Origin of the sequence: Bacillus salacetis (assembly GCF_049177075.1) — a bacterium.
GTDB lineage: Bacteria > Bacillota > Bacilli > Bacillales > Bacillaceae_B > Rossellomorea > Rossellomorea salacetis_A.
This window is the reverse complement of sequence record NZ_CP185377.1, coordinates 1,584,853-1,605,292: the sequence shown is the minus strand read 5'-3', so window position 1 is coordinate 1,605,292 and position 20,440 is coordinate 1,584,853. Positions and strand designations below refer to the sequence as shown.

The window sequence follows — 20,440 nt, the reverse complement described above, 5'->3', positions numbered from 1 at the left end:
TGGTGTTCCTGACTTTGTGATGACAACATCATATAGACGAAGAAAGGGCTGGCATTTACAGCTTCGTCAAAAGCCGGAAATACCAGTCCCGTATATTCAGAAAGCTTGTTTCTTGAGTTCCTAATACTGCCGCTTTCTCCATATTATATCATATACTGTCAGTGGCGAAAATCAATCGTTTCAAACATTACATCTGCAGATACTGGCCTGGGCATATCTGCTCATTCAAGTAATGCGCGGGATCACTGCTCATGACCCTTATCACTCTATATTGCTGTTGTGACTGCTCGACAAGCAACGGGATGCCCTGCCACTCGACGATAGTCTGCTGGGAGAAGGCCGCTTGCTCAGTCGGAAATATCAATTCCTGCGGTATAGTGGTATGGAGTATCATTGGAGCATTCCTTCTTCCTTGCTGCCGCCTTTCAGGTCAATAAGTTCATTCAATTTCTTGATGGCCTCACCGACACCGCCTACTCCGTCAATCAACCCATATTTCACAGCATCTTCTCCGACAACATTAGTTCCTATATCCCTCGTCAGGTTTCCTTTGGCAAACATAAGCTCTTTAAAGTCCTCTTCAGTGACCTTGGAATGTCTTGTAACGAAGTTTACGACTCTTTCCTGCATCTTGTCGAGATATTCAAAAGTCTGCGGCACCCCTATAACCAATCCTGTGAGCCTGACTGGATGGATCGTCATGGTTGCCGTACTGGCAATGAATGAATAGTCACATGACACTGCTATAGGAACACCGATAGAATGACCTCCTCCTAATACGATGGAAACAGTTGGTTTTGACAAGGAAGCAAGCATTTCGGAAATGGCAAGGCCAGCTTCAACATCTCCTCCAACCGTATTCAATACAATCAGCAAACCCTCTATTTTCGGATTCTGTTCAATAGCAACAAGTTGAGGGATGACATGTTCATACTTTGTTGTTTTATTTTGTGGAGGAAGCTGCATATGCCCCTCAATCTGTCCGACTATCGTTAAACAATGGATATTTGAATCATTTGAAAGCTGGGGCACGTTTGTTTGGCCGAGCTGTTGAATTTTTTCCATTAATCCGGAAGGTTTACCTTCTTTTTCTTTTTCATCACTCTTATTAGGCTGGTTTTGACTCATACTGAAATTCATTAACCGATACACTCCTTCATAAGCAATAATAAAGATAGTATTTTCCTGATGCTGTTTTTCAATTCATGAACCGCTTAGAAGGTGTGAAATATTTTAACTGCTTGAAAGGCTGAATGCATGCATGAAAAAAAGAGCCGACCTACAGGTCAGCTCTTTCCAGCTTGATTTTTAATTTATACTTCCATAATGATCGGCAGTATCATTGGCCTTCTTCTTGTTCGGCCGAAAAGAAGATGGTTTAACTGATCCCGGATATCCTGCTTAATGTTGGACCATTCAAAAGTCCCTTTTGCAAGATAGCCATCAACAATTTGTTTTACGAGTTGAGTGGACTCATCCATCAGCTTTTCAGATTCGCGGACATACACAAATCCCCTGGAAATGATTTCAGGACCCGAAACAAGTGTTTTCCCTTTTCGGCTGATTGTTACAACCACAATGAAAATTCCGTCCTGTGAGAGCAGCTTTCTGTCACGAAGGACAATATTTCCGACATCTCCAACCCCGATGCCGTCGATGAGGACATTTCCAGCCTGGACCCTGCCGCTCATCTTCATCTTCCCATCTTTATATTGAGCTACATCCCCCTTATCAAGGATGAAAACCCGATTATGGGATATGCCGACAGTGTTGGCAATCTTACTGTGGGCAATCAGCATTCTGTATTCCCCTTGAATCGGAATGAAATATTTAGGTTTCATCAGATTCAGCATCAGTTTCAAATCTTCCTGGCTGCCATGCCCTGAAACGTGTACTTTTTTACTTGCTGTAAGGACATTTGCACCTGAGCGGTAAAGCATGTCCACGGTTTTTGCCATTGTGAGTTCCATTCCATGAGATGGTGTAGCCGTAATGAATACCGTATCCCCATCCTGGATATTCACTAACTTGTGGTTCTGTTTAGACATTCTTTGCAAGGCTTCAAATGGCTCTCCCTGATCTCCGGTTGCAATGATGACAAGTTCATCATCATTGTACTTCGAGATATCATTTATTGGAATGATCACATCTTCCTTGATTTGCAGATAACCGAGGTTCAAAGCAATTTCATAGACTCTTTCAAGGCTTTTCCCAACTACCGCTACTTTTCTATTATTTTTGTAAGCAGCATCAAACACTTGTTGAATTCTGATCAGGTTCGAAGCAAAACTTGCCACGATGATCCTTTGCTTTGCAGCATGGAAAGCAGAATTCAACTGATTCGCAATAACTTCTTCAGATGTTGTATATCCCGGCCTTTCAGCTTCTGTACTGTCTGACAGCAGGCAAAGGACGCCTTTATCTCCGATTTTCGCCATCTTCCCCATATCAGGGCGGTACAGCCCTTTTGCAGCCTGATCAAATTTGAATTCACCCGTATGTACAATGGCTCCTTCGGAAGTGTTGATACAGACTCCAACAGAATCAGGAATGCTGTGTGTCGTCCTGAAGAATGTCACATCCACTCCGTCAAAGTAGAGCTTGCTGTCAGAATGCACGTTATAGAATTTGATATCTTCCTTGATCTCTTCATCTTTTAGTCTTCCCTTAACAAGGGCATTGGTCAGCTTTGTGCCGTATACCGGAGCTTTAATCTTTCTCAGGACATAGGTAATGGCACCAATGGCATCTTCATGTCCATGTGTGAGAAAAATCCCTTTTACACGGTCTTTATTATCAACAAGATATTGAATATCCGGAATGACCATATCTATCCCGAACATTTCGTCTTCAGGGAACATCAACCCTGCATCAATGACAAAGATTTCCTCATCCACTTCTATTACGTACATATTCTTGCCGATTTCCCCTACGCCTCCAAGGGGAATGATTTTGATACTTTCATTCTTTCTCTTGCTCAATGCGTTTTCCTCCTATGCTGTAATTCCCGATCATTAATCAGTTAGATACATTATACTTTAAGAGATTTTATCTTTACAACGAAAATCATCATAATCGGTCATTAAATTCAAAATATTATGCAATTCCAACAATTTATAATCCGTCCTGACGGCCCTTATATGTATTCTCTTTACCCTTTTGATTTTCCTTTTAATGATTTTTTCCTTGTTTAAATAAAAAAGACCGCGAGCCAGGAGCCTATATAGTCTCCGGCATGCGGTCTCGTACTCTCAATTCAGTTTAATTCAAGCGCTTTCGTCAGGCGGTTCCTTTCTTCCTCTGTCAATGGGATAAGAGGAAGTCTTACAGATCCGACATCCATCCCCTTCAATTGCAGAGCCGTCTTGACAGGTGTCGGGCTTGGTGCTGCAAATAGTTCATTCATGACAGGAAGCAGCTTACCATGAAGTTTAGATGCTTCACGAAGTTTGCCCTCGAGGAAGTTCTTGATCATTTCCTGCATTTCGTTTCCGATCACATGAGAGGCGACGGATACAATACCAGTTCCTCCAATAGATAGGACAGGAAGTGTCAAGCCATCGTCACCGCTGTATAGTAAAAATTCATCCGGAGTATTGGCAATGATCTCAGTCATCGCGTCAAGGTCTCCGCTGGCTTCTTTTACAGCAGTGATATTTTCAATCTCCGAAAGCCGGATAATTGTTTCTGGAGCAATTTTTGCAACTGCACGGCCGGGTACATTATATAGCATAACCGGAAGTGTTGCAGCCTCAGCAACTGCTTTAAAGTGCTGATACATTCCTTCCTGGCTTGGTTTATTGTAATACGGCGCCACCACCATGACAGCATCGATTCCAGTTTCTTCTGCCTTTTTGGTGAATTCCACGGATGCATAAGTATTATTGCTTCCAGTACCTGCTATTACAGGGACCCTGCCGTTTACCGCCTTAACGACATGACGGAAAAGAGCCAGTTTCTCCTCTTGGGATAAAGTAGGAGACTCCCCGGTCGTTCCTCCGACCACAAGAGAATCGGATCCATTTTCAATAAGGTAGTTTACAAGTAAGGTTGTTTTTTGGAAATCAATGTTTCCTTTGTTATCAAATGGTGTAACCATTGCTGTTGATACACGGCCAAAATGCACAATTCTCCACTCCTTTTCATTCTTCTATTCCCAGTGTACTCGTTTCTGCCTCCAGTTGAAAAGAGTCATGAAGAGCATTAACTGCGGTTTTTAGATCTTTTTCTTTAATCAGGACCCAAATTGTCGTATGGCTGTCTGCTGATTGGAGGATGCGGATATTATTCTCAGAAAGGGCTGTCACGATTGCTGCCGTGACTCCGGGAACTCCTTTCATCCCTGCTCCGACAATGGATACCTTTGCACATTCCGTTTCAATAAGAGGATCGTGTCCCAGCTCCTTCAACACCCTGAACGCTCTGGATGTCAAGTCAGACGGAACGGTATATACCACCCCTTGAGGAGAAATGTTAATGAAATCAACGGAAATATCCTCATTCGCCATCGCTTTGAATACTTCCGACTGCAGGTTATATTGTTCTTTCTTTGCATATACCTTGATTTGAGACAGGCTTTCCACATGGGCAATACCTGTCACTGTTCCGTCCTCCAACCCTTTTTCCTTCTTTTTCTCAAGCGATGTCACCAGGGTTCCGAGATTATCGGAATAGGTGGAACGGATACGGATTGGGACCTTGGCCTCCATAGCTATTTCCACTGCGCGGGGATGGATGACTTTTGCTCCCTGGTTCGCCAGGTTGCAAACCTCATTATAGGATATAACCGATAGTGGCCTTGCTTTATCGGTCACCCTTGGATCTGCCGTCATGACGCCCTCAACATCTGTGAAAATATCTACCCATTCTGCCTTCAGTGCAGCACCAAGCGCGGCAGCAGAGGTGTCACTTCCACCTCTGCCGATTGTCGTCACTTCTCCATTAGGGGATACCCCTTGAAAGCCAGCGACTACTACTGCCTGATTCTCTTTAAGTTCAGTCAGCAGCCGGTCACATTTCATGTTTGTGATTTTAGCATTGGTATGGTCACTGTTCGTATGGAAACCAGCTTGAGCCCCTGTCAATGCCACTGCCTTGATTCCCTGCTCTAACAGCAGGTTCGTAAATACAACCGTGGAAATCGTTTCTCCGCAGGAAAGCAGGATGTCCTGTTCCCTCTTGCTCACCTTCGTATTTCTTCCACTGATCAATGAGAGTAAAGTATCGGTGGAATAAGGTTCTCCCTTTCTGCCCATGGCAGAAACGACAACTACCACCTTATATCCGTCTTTCACCGCCCTCAATACATGTTCAGCCGCTTTTGAACGGCCTTTCTCATCACGAACCGATGTTCCTCCATACTTTTGAACAGTTATCTTCATTTCTACACCCCAATGTTTTTAAGATAAAAACAAGAGGCTTGCTGTCAAATTTACAAGGATGTCAGAAGTAATCATTAGTAGGTGTACCTCGAATGCTTCTTATTTCTTTGTGATTAAATTTAGTTTGATAAGGCTTTCTGCAATCTGGACGGAATTCCATGCTGCGCCCTTCAGAAGGTTATCTGAAACAACCCACATATGGAAACCGCAAGTGTCATCAAGATCCTTCCTGATTCTGCCTACAAACACATCATTGCTTCCCACTGCGTATGCCGGCATTGGATATAATTGTTCTTCCGGTGAATCCTGCAGTACGATACCGGGGGCGTCTTTTAATAATGACTTGATATCTTCTGCAGTCACATTTTCATCTTTAATTTCAAAATATACACTCTCAGAATGTCCTGTGACAATTGGCAGCCTTACACAAGTCGCAGCCACCTTCAATTCAGGCATAGACATAATTTTCTTGGTTTCGTTAATCATCTTCATTTCTTCGAATGTATAACCATTGTCTTCAAAGTTATCAATCTGCGGAACAGCATTAAATGCGATCTGGTGGTGTTTCTTTCCACTCTTGACCGGGAGCACTTCCGCCTTAGGCTCTTCCCCATTCAAGATCGCGTGTGATTGTTCGTGAAGTTCATCGATTGCGGCTGCTCCTGCACCTGAAACGGCCTGATACGTCGAGACGATGACTTTTTCAAGACCATATTTTTGCCGAACCGGTTCCAGTGCAGCTACCATCTGGATGGTAGAACAGTTGGGATTCGCAATAATTCCATTGTGGTTTCTGATTTCCTCTTCATTCACCTCAGGAACTACCAGTGGTACGTTCGGGTCCATTCTAAAGGCACTTGTGTTATCGATACAAACAGCTCCCCGCTTTGCTGCTTCAGGCGCCAATTCTTTAGACACGCTTCCGCCCGCGCTGAATAAGGCTATATCAATATCATCAAAGATTTCAGGTTTTGCCTCCTGAACGGTTATCTCTTCACCTTTATAAGTAACTTTCTTACCCGCGGAACGGGCAGAAGATAAAAGAGTCAGTTTTCCAATAGGAAAATCCCTGCTCTCCAGTGTTTTAATCATTTGCTGGCCGACTGCGCCTGTTGCACCGACAACCGCTACATGAAATCCTTTTGCGTTCATCAATCATTCTCCTTCCAGACCATATAAATCTCAAACTACACATTTCGGAATGAAAACATTTTAATCATTTACCGTAATAAAGAATATTTTAACATAAACAATAGTTAGACAATATCCTTTTTTATTAGGAGCTGCTGGAATTAATTATCTTAAACACCGTGTAATGCCAGCCTGTTCAGGGCAAGCCAAAACCGCCCCCAGAATGGAGCGGCATTTATCCGATGTACTCTGTAAGCTTCCATTCACCGAAGATCCAGTGCAGGTTCAAAGCTTCCTTATCAATCTAAATATCTTTCTACTACTACAGGCTGCAGCTGTTTCCCTTCAAGGGCGGCTTCCACTGTCTCTAAGAGACGGGTCATCCTCGCTACCATCGATTTCGGTTTCTTCTCAGGATCATCCTGGCCAAACGGAATGAAGTAAATATCTTTTGCGGATATCAATCTCATTAAGTTAACACCATTTAAGCCCAGGGCATCATTTGTAGAAATACCGACAACAACCGGACGGTGATTTCTTAAAGTGGCTTTGGCTGCCATCAATACCGGTGAATCTGTCATCGCATTGGCAAATTTACTCATTGAATTTCCCGTTAAAGGAGCTATGACCATACAATCAAGCGGGAGCTTCGGGCCAAGAGGTTCTGCTTTAACTATAGTATCGACTACCTTATTTCCTGTTACATCTTCAATTCTTTTGATCCAGTCCTCTCCGTCACCGAATCTTGTAACTGTATTTTTCACTGTCGAGGTTACAACAGGGATAACTTCCGCCCCTTCATTCACCAGTCTTTCAATCTCCGGAAAAACCGCATCGTAGGTACAATGTGAACCTGTCAATCCAAATCCGATTCGTTTTCCTTTAACACTCATGTAAATTACTCCTTTCTTGATGTTAAGTCATGAAGCAAGAGTTGAGACAAAACATTTGCCAAAATCTGTCCTGCTGATTTTGGAGCTACAATCCCAGGAAGTCCAGGTGCAAGCAATGCTTTCACCCCGCGCTTCTCGGCATACCTGAAATCGGTTCCGCCAGGTTTCGAAGCGAGATCAATGATGAGGGTATGTGCAGGCATCTTGGCAATGACACCGGCTTTAACCACTTGTGCTGGTATGGTATTAATGCACATGTCACACTCTTTGACCTCTTTCTCCAAGTCATCAAGATGGAACGGCTGAAGCCCCATTTCCGTAATTCGTGCCAAATGTTCACTCTTTCTAGCTCCGACCTTTACCCTCGCACCCAGGTGATGGAAGGTTCGCGCGACACTCATCCCTACACGGCCAAGCCCGAGAACGATCAAGTTGGAGCCATGAATCGTAAAGTCGGTATGCTGTATAGCCATCATGATGGTTCCTTCCACGGTCGGAATGGAATTATAAATTGCCACATCATCCCGTTCAAATAACTGAATCAGCTCTCTCTTTGCCGAAGAAGTGATTTCACTAAGATACTTATTCGTAATCCCAGAATAGATTTTGCAATGGGAAGGAGTACTCTTCAGTATCTCTTCTGTAAGCTTTATTTTTTCATTGGAGAAAATCGTTTCAATTTCCCCCTCCAGGCTGGTGCCAGGTACAGGGAGAATGATTGCGTCAACTGAATCAAATTCAACTTCATCTATCTTTTCTTTAACCGCACCTGTAAAAGCATGGTCCAATTGTTCAAATCCTATCAAGGAAATTTTCGCATCGAGCTCTGTAAGCTTACGAATAATCTCGAGTTGACGAGCATCTCCGCCTAAGACTGCGATCTGCATTCCAGTCAACATCAATGCTTTCACCTTCTTTTAACGTAATCGCGTTGCCACCTGCAAAGGTTTATCACTTCAACATTGTATGAAGGCGGAGGGCAATAGGTGAGTAGCCTTAGGAAATTAAGGGATATTGTTCAAACTTAGTTCATGTCTCCCACTCTTTTAAAAGCAAAAAATCCCCTTGTAAGAAGGGGATTTAACCTGAAAACCAATTTACATTATTCACGATTTCCTCTTGACTATTCCTCTGCCACTTCCAGGATGATCATATCAGACCCTATAGTGCGGATATGCTGCCAGGGCACCCTGATTTCACTGTTTTGCTTTCTCATCCACTTTCCTGTTGGGATCACCAGGGCGTTGATCTGCCCTGTCCGCTCATTGAATTCCAGGTCCGTCTGTCCAAGCACACCAAGCCTTTCTGCTCTTTTGAAATCCACTATTTCCTTGCCGCTCAATTCACTTAATCGCATAGGAATCATCCGCTCCTTATGAATATTTTCCTCCAGCAGTGCAGCTTACCGGCTGACTGAATCCTTATATTAAATGTATAAACTGCTTTTCCATTTTAGAAGTGAGTTTGCAAATTAATATAGGAATAGCCATATCAAAAATAAAAAGCTTCAGGCCAAATGGCCTGAAGCTTTTTATCAAGAATTACGTATATTGGCCGGCATTTCTCCATCCGGACTGATAAGGGCAGCAGAAAAATCGTTGTTGAAAATTTCTTTGCCAAGATTGTTAACCCTGTCAATTGTCACTCCATCAATTTCTTCCACGATCTCATCCAGTGAACGATGTTTTTTCAATAGTAATTCATTTTTACCATTTCTGCTCATTCTGCTGTTGGTGCTCTCGAGGCTGAGCATCAGGTTCCCTTTTAGCTGCTCTTTGCTGTTTGCCAATTCTTTGGAAGTAATTCCATCTGCTTTTAATGTGTCCAGTGTGGACTGAATTGTCTCAAACAACTGGTTTAATTGCTTAGCACCCGTTCCGCCGTATATTGTAAGCATGCCGCTGTCTTCATAAGCAGAATGATACGAAAATACAGAATAAGCCAATCCTCTTTGCTCCCTGACTTCCTGGAATAAGCGGGATGACATGCTTCCTCCAAGGACATTATTCAAAACGATAAGGCTGTAGATATCATCGTGGCCGATCTGCAGACCCGGATATCCAAGGCATAAGTGAGCCTGCTCCGTATCTTTTTTCTTGGATACCTTATTATGGTGGAAAGACGGTGCAGCATTTTGTTCATGCCCCTTGCCGCCTTCATATTCCCCGAATAACTTCTCGACCTGCTTAATGAAAGAAGCATCAACATTCCCCGCCACAGATATCACTACGTCATCCGGAGTATACATATTATGCATATAATCCCTTAATGTCTGGCCATTGAAAGTGTCAAGCGTTTCCTCCGTCCCAAGAATCGGATACCCGAGTGGATGACTCTTGTATACCGCCTTGCTGAGTACATCATGGACGATATCATCAGGGGTGTCTTCATACATTTTGATTTCTTCGTATACGACATTCTTTTCCTTCTTCAATTCCTCTTCATCAAAAGCGGAATTAAAGAACATGTCAGCAAGTGTTTCCAAAGCATACTGAGCATGATTATCAAGGACCTTTGCATAATAGCAAGTATACTCCTTCGAGGTAAAAGCATTTACCTGGCCCCCGATACTATCAAAGGATTCGGCGATTTCACGTGCACTTCTTGTTTCTGTCCCTTTAAAAAACATATGCTCCAGGAAATGAGAAATCCCATTATTCTCCTTGTTCTCATGGCGGGATCCCGTACCAATCCATATACCGATTGCAACGGATCGGACAGTCGGAATTTCTTCCAGAACTATTCTTAGACCATTTGAGCATGTATATTTGTTAATCAAAAAAATTCCTCCTGTTCATGTTGTCAACATCTTCTAGTTCTTATCATTACTTTTTCCTTTTAGGAGAGAATTATTTCCTGTTTTTATAATTCTTTCTTCCTTCAGCAAACTAGAGACTGTTCCAATTCTTAATTCTTCTTTCTTAACAGCTGTAATAAGTGCAGGAAGCGCAGATGAAGTGGATGCTGTCGGATGCATAAGTATAAGTGCTCCCTTATGCAGTTTTGATGTTACTCTTTCTACTATGACACTTGGTGCCGGTTTTTGCCAGTCAATTGTATCGACACTCCACAAAATCGTCTTCATTTTATACTCGCCTGCAATTTTAACTACTTCATCATTGAACCCTCCGCTTGGCGGACCAAATAACTTCACTCTTTTACCAGTGGTCGCTTCAATGATTTCATTCGTTTTTGAGATTTCTTCCCTGATCTTCGCTCCAGAAAGTGTCTCCATTTTAGGATGGGAATAGGAATGATTTCCGATTTCATGGCCTGAGTCTGCAATCATCTTGGCCAGGTCAGGATTTTCTTTTACCCACCTTCCCTCCAAAAAGAAAGTGGCATAAACTTGATGCTTCTTCAGTGTGGCAAGCATATCCGGTATGTATTCATTTCCCCACGCAACGTTAATAATAAACGAAGCCATTGGTTTTTCCGGATTTCCCCTATAAATAGGAAGCGGGGGAAGATCAGTCAGGTGCACTGCAGGGGAAACCTGATCAAAAACTAACCGCTCACTATTAAAAACACCCTCATTCTTCATTTTCTCATAAGAACTCTTAATATTCACCTCTAAACCATTGTACCCAGGTGTTCCCTTCCATACAGGATCATTCTTGGCATCAATCGCAGGAACTTCATATTTTTCAGCCTCTGTTTTGATTTGGTCCAGAAGCTTTTCCGGCTTGGCATCAACTGTAACGGCGCCTTCCTTCAAACTTGATAGATATTGAGACGTCACAGGATTGCTGACAGATATAATGGCAGCGACGACACATACAGTAATGCCGGTCAGTACCTTGTAATTCATCTTTCCCTCACCCTTTCTTATCCCTATCAGCATATGATAAAACGGGACAAGGTAGAACTTTAGAGGCACAGCAGTTGGAAAGGTATTCAATGTGAATTCGGTATTCCTATTTTGATTTCGATACCCTGGCTGGCAAACAGTTATAGTGTAATCCTCCTGGTGCTGTTTCGTACAAAAGAGACCTGTATGTCGCTGAATAGCCGCTTACGCTTAGTTTTCAACACCGCCCCAGAGTCACCCACCTCGAGTCTGGTTCAGACTAACCCTTTTAAACCAAGATACTTACGAAAGGCTGTATTCAAAAAGATTATTTCTTTTACAGTAGGTTCTCGTTTGTATCAAGGGTTGATTGGAGCGGAAGGTGTGTGATCTCCTGCGGGACTAGCGGGACAGGTGAGACCCCGCAGGCGCAGCCGAGGAGGCTCAACGCCCGCCCCGCGGAGTCGCACACCTGGAGAGGAAATCAACAAACTCATCCAGATAGCAACAATCCTTTAAGAAAAGAGCGAAAAGAAAAAAAGCCAACCGCATTCGGTCAGCTTCTTTTCTTTTCATTTATTTTTGAGCCTGTTCTGCTTTTTCGCGCTGCTCTTTCAATACTGCTTTGCGGGAAAGGTTTACACGGCCTTGTCTATCGATTTCAGTCACTTTTACAAGAAGTTCGTCCCCGATGCTGACTACATCTTCAACTTTGCCGATTCTTTCCTCTGCAAGTTCAGAGATATGAACCAGACCGTCTTTTCCGTTGAAGATTTCAACAAACGCTCCAAACTTCTCGATTCGTTTAACTTTACCAAGATACATTTGACCGACTTCAACTTCGCGTACAATGTCCTCAATGATCTTTTTGGCTTTTTTATTCATCTCTTCGTCAGTTGATGAGATGAATACAGAACCATCTTGTTCGATGTCAATCTTCACGCCGGTTTCTTCAATGATTTTATTGATCTGTTTACCGCTTGGTCCGATAACATCCCTGATCTTATCAGGGTTGATGGACATTGTGAGGATTTTTGGTGCATATTGAGACAACTGTCCACGGGACTCGGAAATTGTTGAAAGCATGCTGTCAAGGATATGCATCCGTCCACTCTTAGCCTGTTGAAGTGCTTCTTCAAGGATTTCCCTGGACAGCCCTTCGATTTTGATATCCATCTGTAAGGCGGTTACCCCTTTGGAAGTACCAGCAACTTTAAAGTCCATGTCTCCCAGATGGTCTTCCATACCCTGAATATCAGTCAGGATAGAGTAATGTTTACCTGATTGGATCAGACCCATTGCAATCCCTGCAACAGGAGCCTTGATCGGTACACCCGCATCCATCATCGCAAGTGTGCTTGCACAGATACTTGCTTGTGAAGTGGAGCCATTTGACTCCAATACTTCGGAAACCAGACGGATGGTATAAGGGAAATCCTTCTCCTCAGGAATTATTGGCTCAAGAGCTCTTTCACCAAGTGCCCCGTGTCCGATTTCACGGCGTCCCGGACCACGGATAGGACCCGTTTCCCCAACACTGAATAGCGGGAAATTGTAATGGTGCATAAAACGTTTTGATTCCTCAAGCCCTAAACCATCGATTACCTGGACATCTCCCAATGCACCAAGAGTACAGATACTCAGAGCCTGAGTTTGTCCGCGGGTGAATAAACCTGAACCATGTGTTCTTGGCATTAACCCTACTTGTGATGCTAACGGACGGATTTCGTCAAGCCCGCGTCCATCCGGACGGACTTTTTCTTCTGTGATCAAGCGGCGTACTTCACCTTTTACAAGCTTGTCCAGAACCTGTTTCACTTGTTTAAGCTGATCATCGTCTGCTTCCTTCTCTTCAAATTTAGCAATGACATCATCTTTAACAACTTTAATCGCAGCTTCGCGGGCATGTTTCTCCTGCACCTGAATCGCCTTGACCATATCTTCTTCACAAAGTTCGCGAACTTCTGCTTCAATATCTTGATCGATTTGATAAAGTTCTACTTCCATCTTTTCCTTGCCGACTTGTGCAGCAATTTCTTCTTGGAAGGAAATCAGCCTTTTGATTTCTTCATGGCCGAACATGATAGCTTCAAGCATGGTTTCTTCAGGAACTTCATCCGCTCCAGCTTCAACCATATTGATGGCATCTTTCGTTCCAGCTACAATCAGGTTGATTTCACTTTTGTCCAGTTGTTCAACATTTGGATTGATGATGAATTCGCCTTCAATCAGTCCGACTTGAACACCTGCAATCGGTCCTTCAAACGGAATATCAGAAACAGTCAATGCAAGCGAAGAGCCAAACATCGCTGCCATTTCAGATGAACAATCCTGGTCAACACTCATCACCATACTGATGACTTGAACTTCATTTCTGAATCCATCTGCAAACAGCGGACGGATTGGACGGTCAATCAAGCGGCTTGTCAGTACGGCTCTTTCACTAGGACGTCCCTCACGTTTGATGAAACCTCCTGGTATTTTCCCTACAGCATACAAACGCTCTTCATAGTTGACAGTCAATGGGAAGAAATCCAAAGGCTTTGGCTGTTTTGATGCTGTCGCTGTGCTTAATACAGCTGTATCACCGTAGCGGATTAAAACGGCACCATTTGCCTGTTTCGCCAGCTGTCCATATTCTACTGTTAATTTCCTGCCTGCCCAATCTATGGAAAACTCTTTTGTTTCTTGTTCCATAATGAACCCCTCTCTTTTACTTCTCAATTAAGAGTATTCGGTTTCTCTCATACCCTTGAAGCAGATATATACACAATTTTCAATTGAAATAAGCGACTTTTATATGTATTTTGACTTATCCTGTATAGGAATATTCCTTAGTCAGGTCCTTTCCAGAATTATAAAGCCATCGGCGCCACCAAGGAAAAATACTGGCTAGCGAAAAAATCCGCAACTTTCAAATGCTTGAAAGTAAACAATCAAAAATGAAAAAGCAAAATGCTTTTTGCTGCTTCATTCTTGATTGTTTGATTAGCAGTATTTCCCTTATAGTGTATGCCCTAAACCTAAATAAAAAGCGGGAAAAAATCCCGCTTCTGAGTCACTTATCGGCGTAAACCTAATTTGTTGATCAAATCACGGTAGCGCGCTACATCTTTATTACGCAAGTACGTTAAAAGATTACGACGGCGACCTACCATTTTCAAAAGACCGCGACGAGAGTGGTGGTCTTTCTTGTGAGTACGTAAATGGTCGTTCAAAGTGTTAATTTCTTCTGTAAGGATAGCAATTTGAACTTCTGCAGAACCAGTATCGTTCTCGTGAGTTTTGAACTCGTTGATTAGTTCGTTTTTGCGTGTTTGTGTGATAGCCATCCATTTCACCTCCTAATATTCTTTCGAAATCCCCTGATACCCAGCAAACGTTGGTGAATCGTGCTGCCAAGTAAAGGTTCATTGTCATACGTTTATTAGAATACTACTTTTTCTATCATAAATCAAGTCTAAACGAATAATTTTTGAAAGTATGCAATAGCTTCCTGTTTATCTTTCTCAATTTGTGCAATCAACTGCTGAATTCCATCGAATTTCTGCTCGGATCGGATATACCTATGCCATTCAACTCTTACTTCTTCACCATAAATGGAAGAATTATAATCAAAAATATGGACTTCAATGGATAAAACCTTATCATCGGGATTGTTGAATGTCGGCTTATAACCTAAGTTTGCAACTCCGTTATGCCACTTGCCTTGCACAAATAGCCTGACTGCATACACACCTTTTCTGGGAATGATGTAATCATCCGACAGCTCAATGTTCGCTGTCGGGAAACCGATTTTTCTCCCGCGTTTATCCCCATGAACCACTGTTCCTGAAGTCGTGTAATATCTGCCAAGGAGCTTTTCCACCTTTGCAGCTTCTCCTTCGTTAAGGGAATGCCTGATAGAGGTTGAACTGATTTTCTCATCCTCATCTGTGAGCTTATTAACCGTTGTATAAGTGAACTTATCCCTTGAATGAAATTGCAGTGTCTCCATGTTGCCTTTTCCAAGCTTTCCATATGTAAAATCAAAGCCTGCAGAAACATGCTTGACATTCAGATTAATGATATATTGATCCACATATTCCTGAGGATGCAAATTGGCAAAATCAGAAGTGAATCTCACAATGAACAAGTAATCGACTCCCAATTCTTCAATCAGCCTGACCTTATCCTGAAGCGGTGTAATATAGTGGACATGCTTATGTTTACGCCCCAATACCACTGATGGATGCGGATCGAATGTCATGACAGCACTCTGTAAGTTCCGTTTCTCTGCCTCCATGACCGCCGTATTGATTACTTGTTGATGTCCTTTATGCACTCCGTCGAAATAACCCAGCGCCATTGAAAGAGGAGGAAAATCCTCTGAACTGAATGAATGGGGATGATGGACCGTAATAACCTTCATGTTACCTCACCTATTTTCGCTAATCATTGAATAATACTTTTACAGGCTTTATGATGCCCGGCTTTTCTGGATGCGCCTGATAGATCGCTAACGTTTTTCCATTATGGTTCATCGCAACTTGATCATCCGGCCACTTTTCCGGCATATTAAGCACTGCACCGTTCTTTACTTTCATAGCTAATGTATCACTTAAATCCCATTTCGGCAAATGAGAGATGCCTTCTTCAATTGGAAACAAAGCTCGTTCCACTTGGCCGGCGCTAATGAGTTCTTCCAATTTTTCGAAAGTGACACAATCTTTCTCTTCAAAAGCGGCAGACCTGATCCGTGTCAATTCTGACATGTGTGCCGGGTAACCCAGCCTCTCACCAATTTGGACTGCGAGTGTTCTAATATAGGTTCCTTTGCTGCAAGAGACACGGAATTTGAAACTGATGCTTCCCCCATCTAAGATATTGCGGTCATCAAGTAGTTCGATATCATGAATGGTTACAGTCCTGCTGGGGCGCTCGATGACTTTGCCCTCTCTTGCATACTCATATAATCGCTTGCCATTAACCTTGACAGCTGAAAACATGGGGGGAGTCTGAGTTATTTCTCCTTTAAAGGAGTTTAAAACGTCAATGATTTGTTCTCTGGTATATGATTCAGTGACTTGCTTCTCTTCTACAGTTTCTCCCCATGCATCTTCAGTTGTGGTCGACCTGCCGATGGTTACTTCGCCTTCATAGGCTTTTCCGCCATTCATGATATATTCGGCTACTTTGGTAGCTCTGCCGATACACAGGGGCAGGACACCGGTCACTTCAGGATCGAGTGTGCCGGTATGCCCTACTTTCTTTGTCCTAAGCATCTTTCTGACCTTAAAGACACAATCATGGGAGGTCATCCCCCTTGGCTTCCATAGTGGTAAAATGCCATTCATGTTCTATCCCTGCCTTTCTTGTGAAGATTGATTTCCGCTCCAGGTGTGCAACTCCGCGGGGCGTGCGTTGAGCCTCCTCGGCTTCGCCTGCGGGGTCTCACCTGTCACGCTAGTCCCGCAGGAGGTTGCCCACCTTCCGCTTCAATCAACGTTGCTTTAAATATAGATAAATAATAAAAAAAATTTTTATTTATTTGTTCAAGAGTTATATGTAAAGGACATTAATTATCTTCAGTCTACAAATATCATTCTTCTCATCTCGTCTAAGTATGAATCCTATCTATACCAGATTGGCCGCTAGTTTCCCTAAGAACTATCACCATACAGCAAATAAACAATCCTTTCTGGTAAGATTCATCTTGACAACATAATATTACAATGAAAAAGGCTGACCCAATCTCTTGGTCAGCCTTTGTTCATTTATGAAGAAAGCTCCTGTTTCCCCAGCCGGGAAAATCAGTCGCGCTTTTCTTCAGGTTCATCTTGAATTTTTTTAAGCAATGATTCGATGCGGTTTCCATAATCGATCGATTCATCAAATTCAAAAATGAGTTCAGGTGTTTTGCGCAAACGAACCCGCTGTCCGATTTCCGAACGAATAAATCCTTTAGCTTTAGCCAGTCCCTTCAAAGTGCTTTCTCTCTGTTCTTCATCACCAAGAACAGTGATATATACTTTGGCTTGCTGCAGATCCCCTGATACTTCAACATCAGTCACTGTTACAAAGCCGACTCTCGGGTCTTTGATTTTTCGTCCGATAATATCGCTGAGCTCCTTTTTCATCTGCTCGCCAACACGGTTAGAACGATGGCTCATCAATATCACCTCTAACTTCCTTGTTTATAGCTGAAGCTTAAAAGACTCAAAGCAGTTCATGCACTGTCTCTCCTCTTTCCCATTCAGGAAATGAATCTGTAAGCTTCAGAGCACTGTCAATGACCGAACGGGCGGATTGACTCGAAGATGAGACAGTGACGATGGCAATCCTTGTCCGCTGCCATACATCCTGGTGGTCAATTTCTGATACCGCCACATTATATTTCTGCTTCAAACGGGTCAACACCCGCTGAAGCACTGCTCTTTTGTCCTTAAGAGAATGAGAATCGTGGATAATAAACTCACATTCTACATAAGCGATCATTATCTTTTGATTTCCTCCATTACGAACGCTTCTATGATATCTCCTTCTTTGATATCGTTGAAGTTCTTGATGGTAATACCACACTCATAGTTAGTGGCAACTTCCTTAACATCATCTTTAAAGCGTTTCAAGACATCGAGTTCACCTTCATAGATGACTACTCCATCACGGATGACACGCACTCCGCTGTCACGGGTGATTTTCCCGTCTGTTACATAGCTTCCCGCAATTGTCCCGACTTTAGACACTTTAAATGTCTGGCGTACTTCAGCCTGGCCGATGATTTTCTCTTCAAACTCAGGATCAAGCATACCTTTCATGGCGGATTCGATTTCTTCAATCACGTTATAGATGATACGGTGAAGGCGGATTTCTACTCCCTCTGCGTCTGCAGCACGTTTGGCATTGACATCCGGTCTGACATTGAAACCGATGACAATCGCATTTGATGCAGCAGCCAGGGTAATATCAGATTCATTCAGCGCACCCACACCAGTATGGATGATCTTAACATTTACACCTTCGACTTCGATCTTTTGAAGTGAAGCAGCAAGTGCTTCAACTGAACCTTGGACATCCGCCTTCATGACGATGTTCAGGTCTTTCATCTCGCCTTGTTTCATCTGCTCAAACAAGTTATCAAGGCTGACACGGGATTTTTCTCCACGCTGGGCCTGAAGAGCCTGCTGTGCACGTGTTTCTCCAACAGAGCGGGCAGTCTTTTCATCTTCAAATACAACGAACCTGTCTCCTGCTTGAGGGACATCGTTTAATCCTGTAATTTCAACAGGAGTAGAAGGGCCTGCTTCCTTGACCCTGCGTCCAAGATCATTGACCATTGCGCGTACACGACCGAATGTTGTGCCTACCACAATTGGGTCTCCGACTCTCAGCGTACCGTTTTGAACAAGCAGTGTAGCTACAGAACCGCGGCCTTTGTCAAGTTCTGCTTCAATAACAGTACCTTGAGCCAAACGGTTTGGATTTGCTTTAAGCTCTTCTACTTCGCTGACAAGCAAGATCATTTCAAGAAGGTCATCGATTCCTTCACCTTTCAAGGCAGAAAGAGGAACGAAGATAGTGTCTCCTCCCCATGCTTCAGGAACAAGCTGGTACTCAGTCAGTTCCTGCATGACACGATCAGGGTTCGCTGCTTCTTTATCCATTTTGTTAACAGCAATGATAATCGGCACCTCAGCTGCTTTAGCATGGTTGATTGCTTCTACTGTTTGCGGCATGACACCGTCATCAGCAGCAACAACAATGATTGCAATATCCGTAACTTGAGCTCCGCGCGCACGCATTGTAGTGAAGGCAGCATGCCCCGGAGTATCCAGGAAGGTAATCTTTTTGCCGTTTTCTACGATTTGATAAGCACCGATATGCTGAGTGATCCCGCCGGCTTCACCTTCTGTTACTTTTGTGTTTCTGATGGAATCAAGAAGCGTTGTTTTCCCATGGTCGACGTGTCCCATGATCGTTACAACAGAAGGACGCTCAACTTGATCCTCTTCTTGATCTTCTGTGAAGTACACTTCAAGATCAGATTTATCCACAAGGATTTCCTCTTCTACCTCTACACCATATTCCGCGGCTACAAGTTCGATTGCTTCTTTTTCAAGCTCCTGGTTGATTGTCGCCATGACGCCAAGCATGAAAAGCTTTTTAATGATTTCAGAAGGCTCACGGTGAAGCTTCTTCCCAAGCTCTGCCACAGTCAGAGACTCTGAGAAAGTAATTTTTTCCGGAAGCTCTTTTTCTTTTTTCTTCTGAGGCTGATTGTTTGAGTGATTATTTTGGTTGTTCTTATTGTTTCGGTTACTTCGGTTGTTTGACTTGTTATTAGGCTTATTGTTGTTTTTACCTTTATTAGAGTTGTTAAACCCTTTTTTCTGCTGGTTTTGTTGTTCAGCAGGCTTCTTGCCGTCGCGGTTTTTTGGCGCTCCGGTTTTCACTTTATCATTCTTTGGCGCTTTGTCTGCGGAATTACCTTCATTGCCGCCATATGATTTATCCAGCTTCTTAACGGTGTCGTCTTCTAGTGTTGCCATATGATTTGATACCTCAATATTCATTTCTTTTAGTTTAGAAATAACGTCCTTACTTGAAACGTTATGTTTTTTAGCGTATTCGTATATACGTAATTTGCTCATATGTTCACCCCCATTGAGATTCATCGAGCAGCTTGGAGATCTTAGCTGCAAAGCCGGCATCAAGTACCGCTACAGTCACTCTGGCGTCTTTGCCGATTGCTCGTCCGAGAATACCTCTGTCTTCCACTTGATAAACAGGAACTTCATAAAAGCTGCATTTATCAGTGATCTTCTTCCTGGTATTTTCAGAAGCATCGCCTGCAAGAATGACGACCTTTGCCTTTTTGCTTCGGATTTCCTTAATGACAAGCTCTTCGCCTGAAATTACTTTGCGTGCCCGATTTGCCAATCCAAGCAGAGACATCCATCGATTTTGCTGATTCATTCGTCAGGAACTACTCCTTTTCCACTAAAGCAAGCAGTTCATCATAAATTGAATCATCCACTTTTGCCTGTAATTGATTGGCTATTGCATTTTTCTTTTTTGCTGTTGATATTGCATCCTTCGTTTTAGAAAGGTATGCCCCTCTCCCTGATTTCTTACCTGTCTGGTCGACGGAAACTTCGCCTTCCTTAGAACGAACAATTCTGATCATTTCTTTTTTAGGTTTCATTTCCCCTGTGGCCAAGCATTTTCTTAGAGGGATTTTCTTTTTCGTACTCATCGGTTATCAC

20 protein-coding genes are annotated in these 20,440 nt (G+C 43.1%); all 20 read right to left on the bottom strand.

Annotated features, from left to right (window positions below; translation table 11 throughout):
* Nucleotides 1-187: 187 nt before the first annotated feature.
* Nucleotides 188-394, bottom strand: coding sequence for a YlzJ-like family protein (locus tag ACOJQI_RS08110; protein ID WP_421384677.1), 207 nt, complete (start codon nt 392-394; stop codon nt 188-190).
* Nucleotides 391-1,140 (bottom strand): ClpP family protease, encoded by a 750-nt coding sequence (locus ACOJQI_RS08105; RefSeq protein ID WP_421384676.1) that lies wholly within the window; start codon nt 1,138-1,140, stop codon nt 391-393. Before ACOJQI_RS08105 ends, ACOJQI_RS08110 begins: the two co-directional genes overlap by 4 nt.
* A 173-nt stretch (nt 1,141-1,313) precedes the next feature.
* The gene (locus tag ACOJQI_RS08100; RefSeq protein ID WP_421384674.1) at nt 1,314-2,981 is read right to left on the bottom strand and encodes a ribonuclease J; all 1,668 of its coding nucleotides are present in this window, start codon (nt 2,979-2,981) and stop codon (nt 1,314-1,316) included.
* A gap of 275 nt (nt 2,982-3,256) precedes the next feature.
* Nucleotides 3,257-4,129 carry a 4-hydroxy-tetrahydrodipicolinate synthase gene (gene dapA / locus ACOJQI_RS08095; RefSeq protein WP_421385425.1) on the bottom strand — a complete coding sequence of 291 codons (873 nt, stop codon included), beginning with the start codon at nt 4,127-4,129 and terminating at the stop codon, nt 3,257-3,259.
* Between the two features lie 13 nt (nt 4,130-4,142).
* Nucleotides 4,143-5,381, bottom strand: a complete 1,239-nt coding sequence (dapG, locus tag ACOJQI_RS08090) for an aspartate kinase (RefSeq protein ID WP_421384672.1) — start codon at nt 5,379-5,381, stop codon at nt 4,143-4,145.
* Nucleotides 5,382-5,480: 99 nt separating this feature from the next.
* Nucleotides 5,481-6,533, bottom strand: a complete 1,053-nt coding sequence (asd, locus tag ACOJQI_RS08085; protein WP_421384670.1) for an aspartate-semialdehyde dehydrogenase — start codon at nt 6,531-6,533, stop codon at nt 5,481-5,483.
* Between the two features lie 278 nt (nt 6,534-6,811).
* The gene (gene dpaB, locus ACOJQI_RS08080) at nt 6,812-7,405 is read right to left on the bottom strand and encodes a dipicolinate synthase subunit B (protein WP_421384669.1); all 594 of its coding nucleotides are present in this window, start codon (nt 7,403-7,405) and stop codon (nt 6,812-6,814) included.
* A gap of 5 nt (nt 7,406-7,410) precedes the next feature.
* Nucleotides 7,411-8,304 carry a dipicolinic acid synthetase subunit A gene (gene dpaA / locus ACOJQI_RS08075; protein ID WP_421385424.1) on the bottom strand — a complete coding sequence of 298 codons (894 nt, stop codon included), beginning with the start codon at nt 8,302-8,304 and terminating at the stop codon, nt 7,411-7,413.
* 224 nt (nt 8,305-8,528) lie between these two features.
* Nucleotides 8,529-8,762 (bottom strand): YlmC/YmxH family sporulation protein, encoded by a 234-nt coding sequence (locus tag ACOJQI_RS08070; RefSeq protein ID WP_421384667.1) that lies wholly within the window; start codon nt 8,760-8,762, stop codon nt 8,529-8,531.
* A 177-nt stretch (nt 8,763-8,939) separates the two neighbouring features.
* Nucleotides 8,940-10,184, bottom strand: coding sequence for a M16 family metallopeptidase (locus tag ACOJQI_RS08065; protein ID WP_421384665.1), 1,245 nt, complete (start codon nt 10,182-10,184; stop codon nt 8,940-8,942).
* A 33-nt stretch (nt 10,185-10,217) separates the two neighbouring features.
* Nucleotides 10,218-11,216, bottom strand: a complete 999-nt coding sequence (locus ACOJQI_RS08060; RefSeq protein WP_421384663.1) for a polysaccharide deacetylase family protein — start codon at nt 11,214-11,216, stop codon at nt 10,218-10,220.
* Between the two features lie 555 nt (nt 11,217-11,771).
* Complete coding sequence (pnp, locus tag ACOJQI_RS08055; RefSeq protein ID WP_421384661.1) at nt 11,772-13,892, bottom strand: polyribonucleotide nucleotidyltransferase; 2,121 nt, start codon at nt 13,890-13,892, stop codon at nt 11,772-11,774.
* 365 nt (nt 13,893-14,257) lie between these two features.
* Entirely contained in the window at nt 14,258-14,527 is a 270-nt protein-coding gene (gene rpsO / locus ACOJQI_RS08050; RefSeq protein WP_006837488.1) for a 30S ribosomal protein S15, read from the bottom strand.
* Nucleotides 14,528-14,655: 128 nt separating this feature from the next.
* Entirely contained in the window at nt 14,656-15,606 is a 951-nt protein-coding gene (ribF, locus tag ACOJQI_RS08045; protein ID WP_421384659.1) for a bifunctional riboflavin kinase/FAD synthetase, read from the bottom strand.
* A gap of 19 nt (nt 15,607-15,625) precedes the next feature.
* Entirely contained in the window at nt 15,626-16,531 is a 906-nt protein-coding gene (gene truB / locus ACOJQI_RS08040; RefSeq protein WP_421384657.1) for a tRNA pseudouridine(55) synthase TruB, read from the bottom strand.
* A 456-nt stretch (nt 16,532-16,987) separates the two neighbouring features.
* Nucleotides 16,988-17,347 carry a 30S ribosome-binding factor RbfA gene (gene rbfA, locus ACOJQI_RS08035; RefSeq protein ID WP_421384655.1) on the bottom strand — a complete coding sequence of 120 codons (360 nt, stop codon included), beginning with the start codon at nt 17,345-17,347 and terminating at the stop codon, nt 16,988-16,990.
* Between the two features lie 46 nt (nt 17,348-17,393).
* Entirely contained in the window at nt 17,394-17,672 is a 279-nt protein-coding gene (locus ACOJQI_RS08030) for a DUF503 domain-containing protein (protein WP_421384653.1), read from the bottom strand.
* The gene (gene infB, locus ACOJQI_RS08025; RefSeq protein ID WP_421384651.1) at nt 17,672-19,825 is read right to left on the bottom strand and encodes a translation initiation factor IF-2; all 2,154 of its coding nucleotides are present in this window, start codon (nt 19,823-19,825) and stop codon (nt 17,672-17,674) included. Before infB ends, ACOJQI_RS08030 begins: the two co-directional genes overlap by 1 nt.
* A 4-nt stretch (nt 19,826-19,829) precedes the next feature.
* Nucleotides 19,830-20,150, bottom strand: a complete 321-nt coding sequence (locus ACOJQI_RS08020) for a YlxQ family RNA-binding protein (RefSeq protein ID WP_421384649.1) — start codon at nt 20,148-20,150, stop codon at nt 19,830-19,832.
* 10 nt (nt 20,151-20,160) lie between these two features.
* A complete protein-coding gene (gene rnpM, locus ACOJQI_RS08015; protein WP_421384647.1) occupies nt 20,161-20,430 on the bottom strand; it encodes an RNase P modulator RnpM in 270 nt (89 codons plus the stop codon).
* Nucleotides 20,431-20,440: the final 10 nt, after the last annotated feature.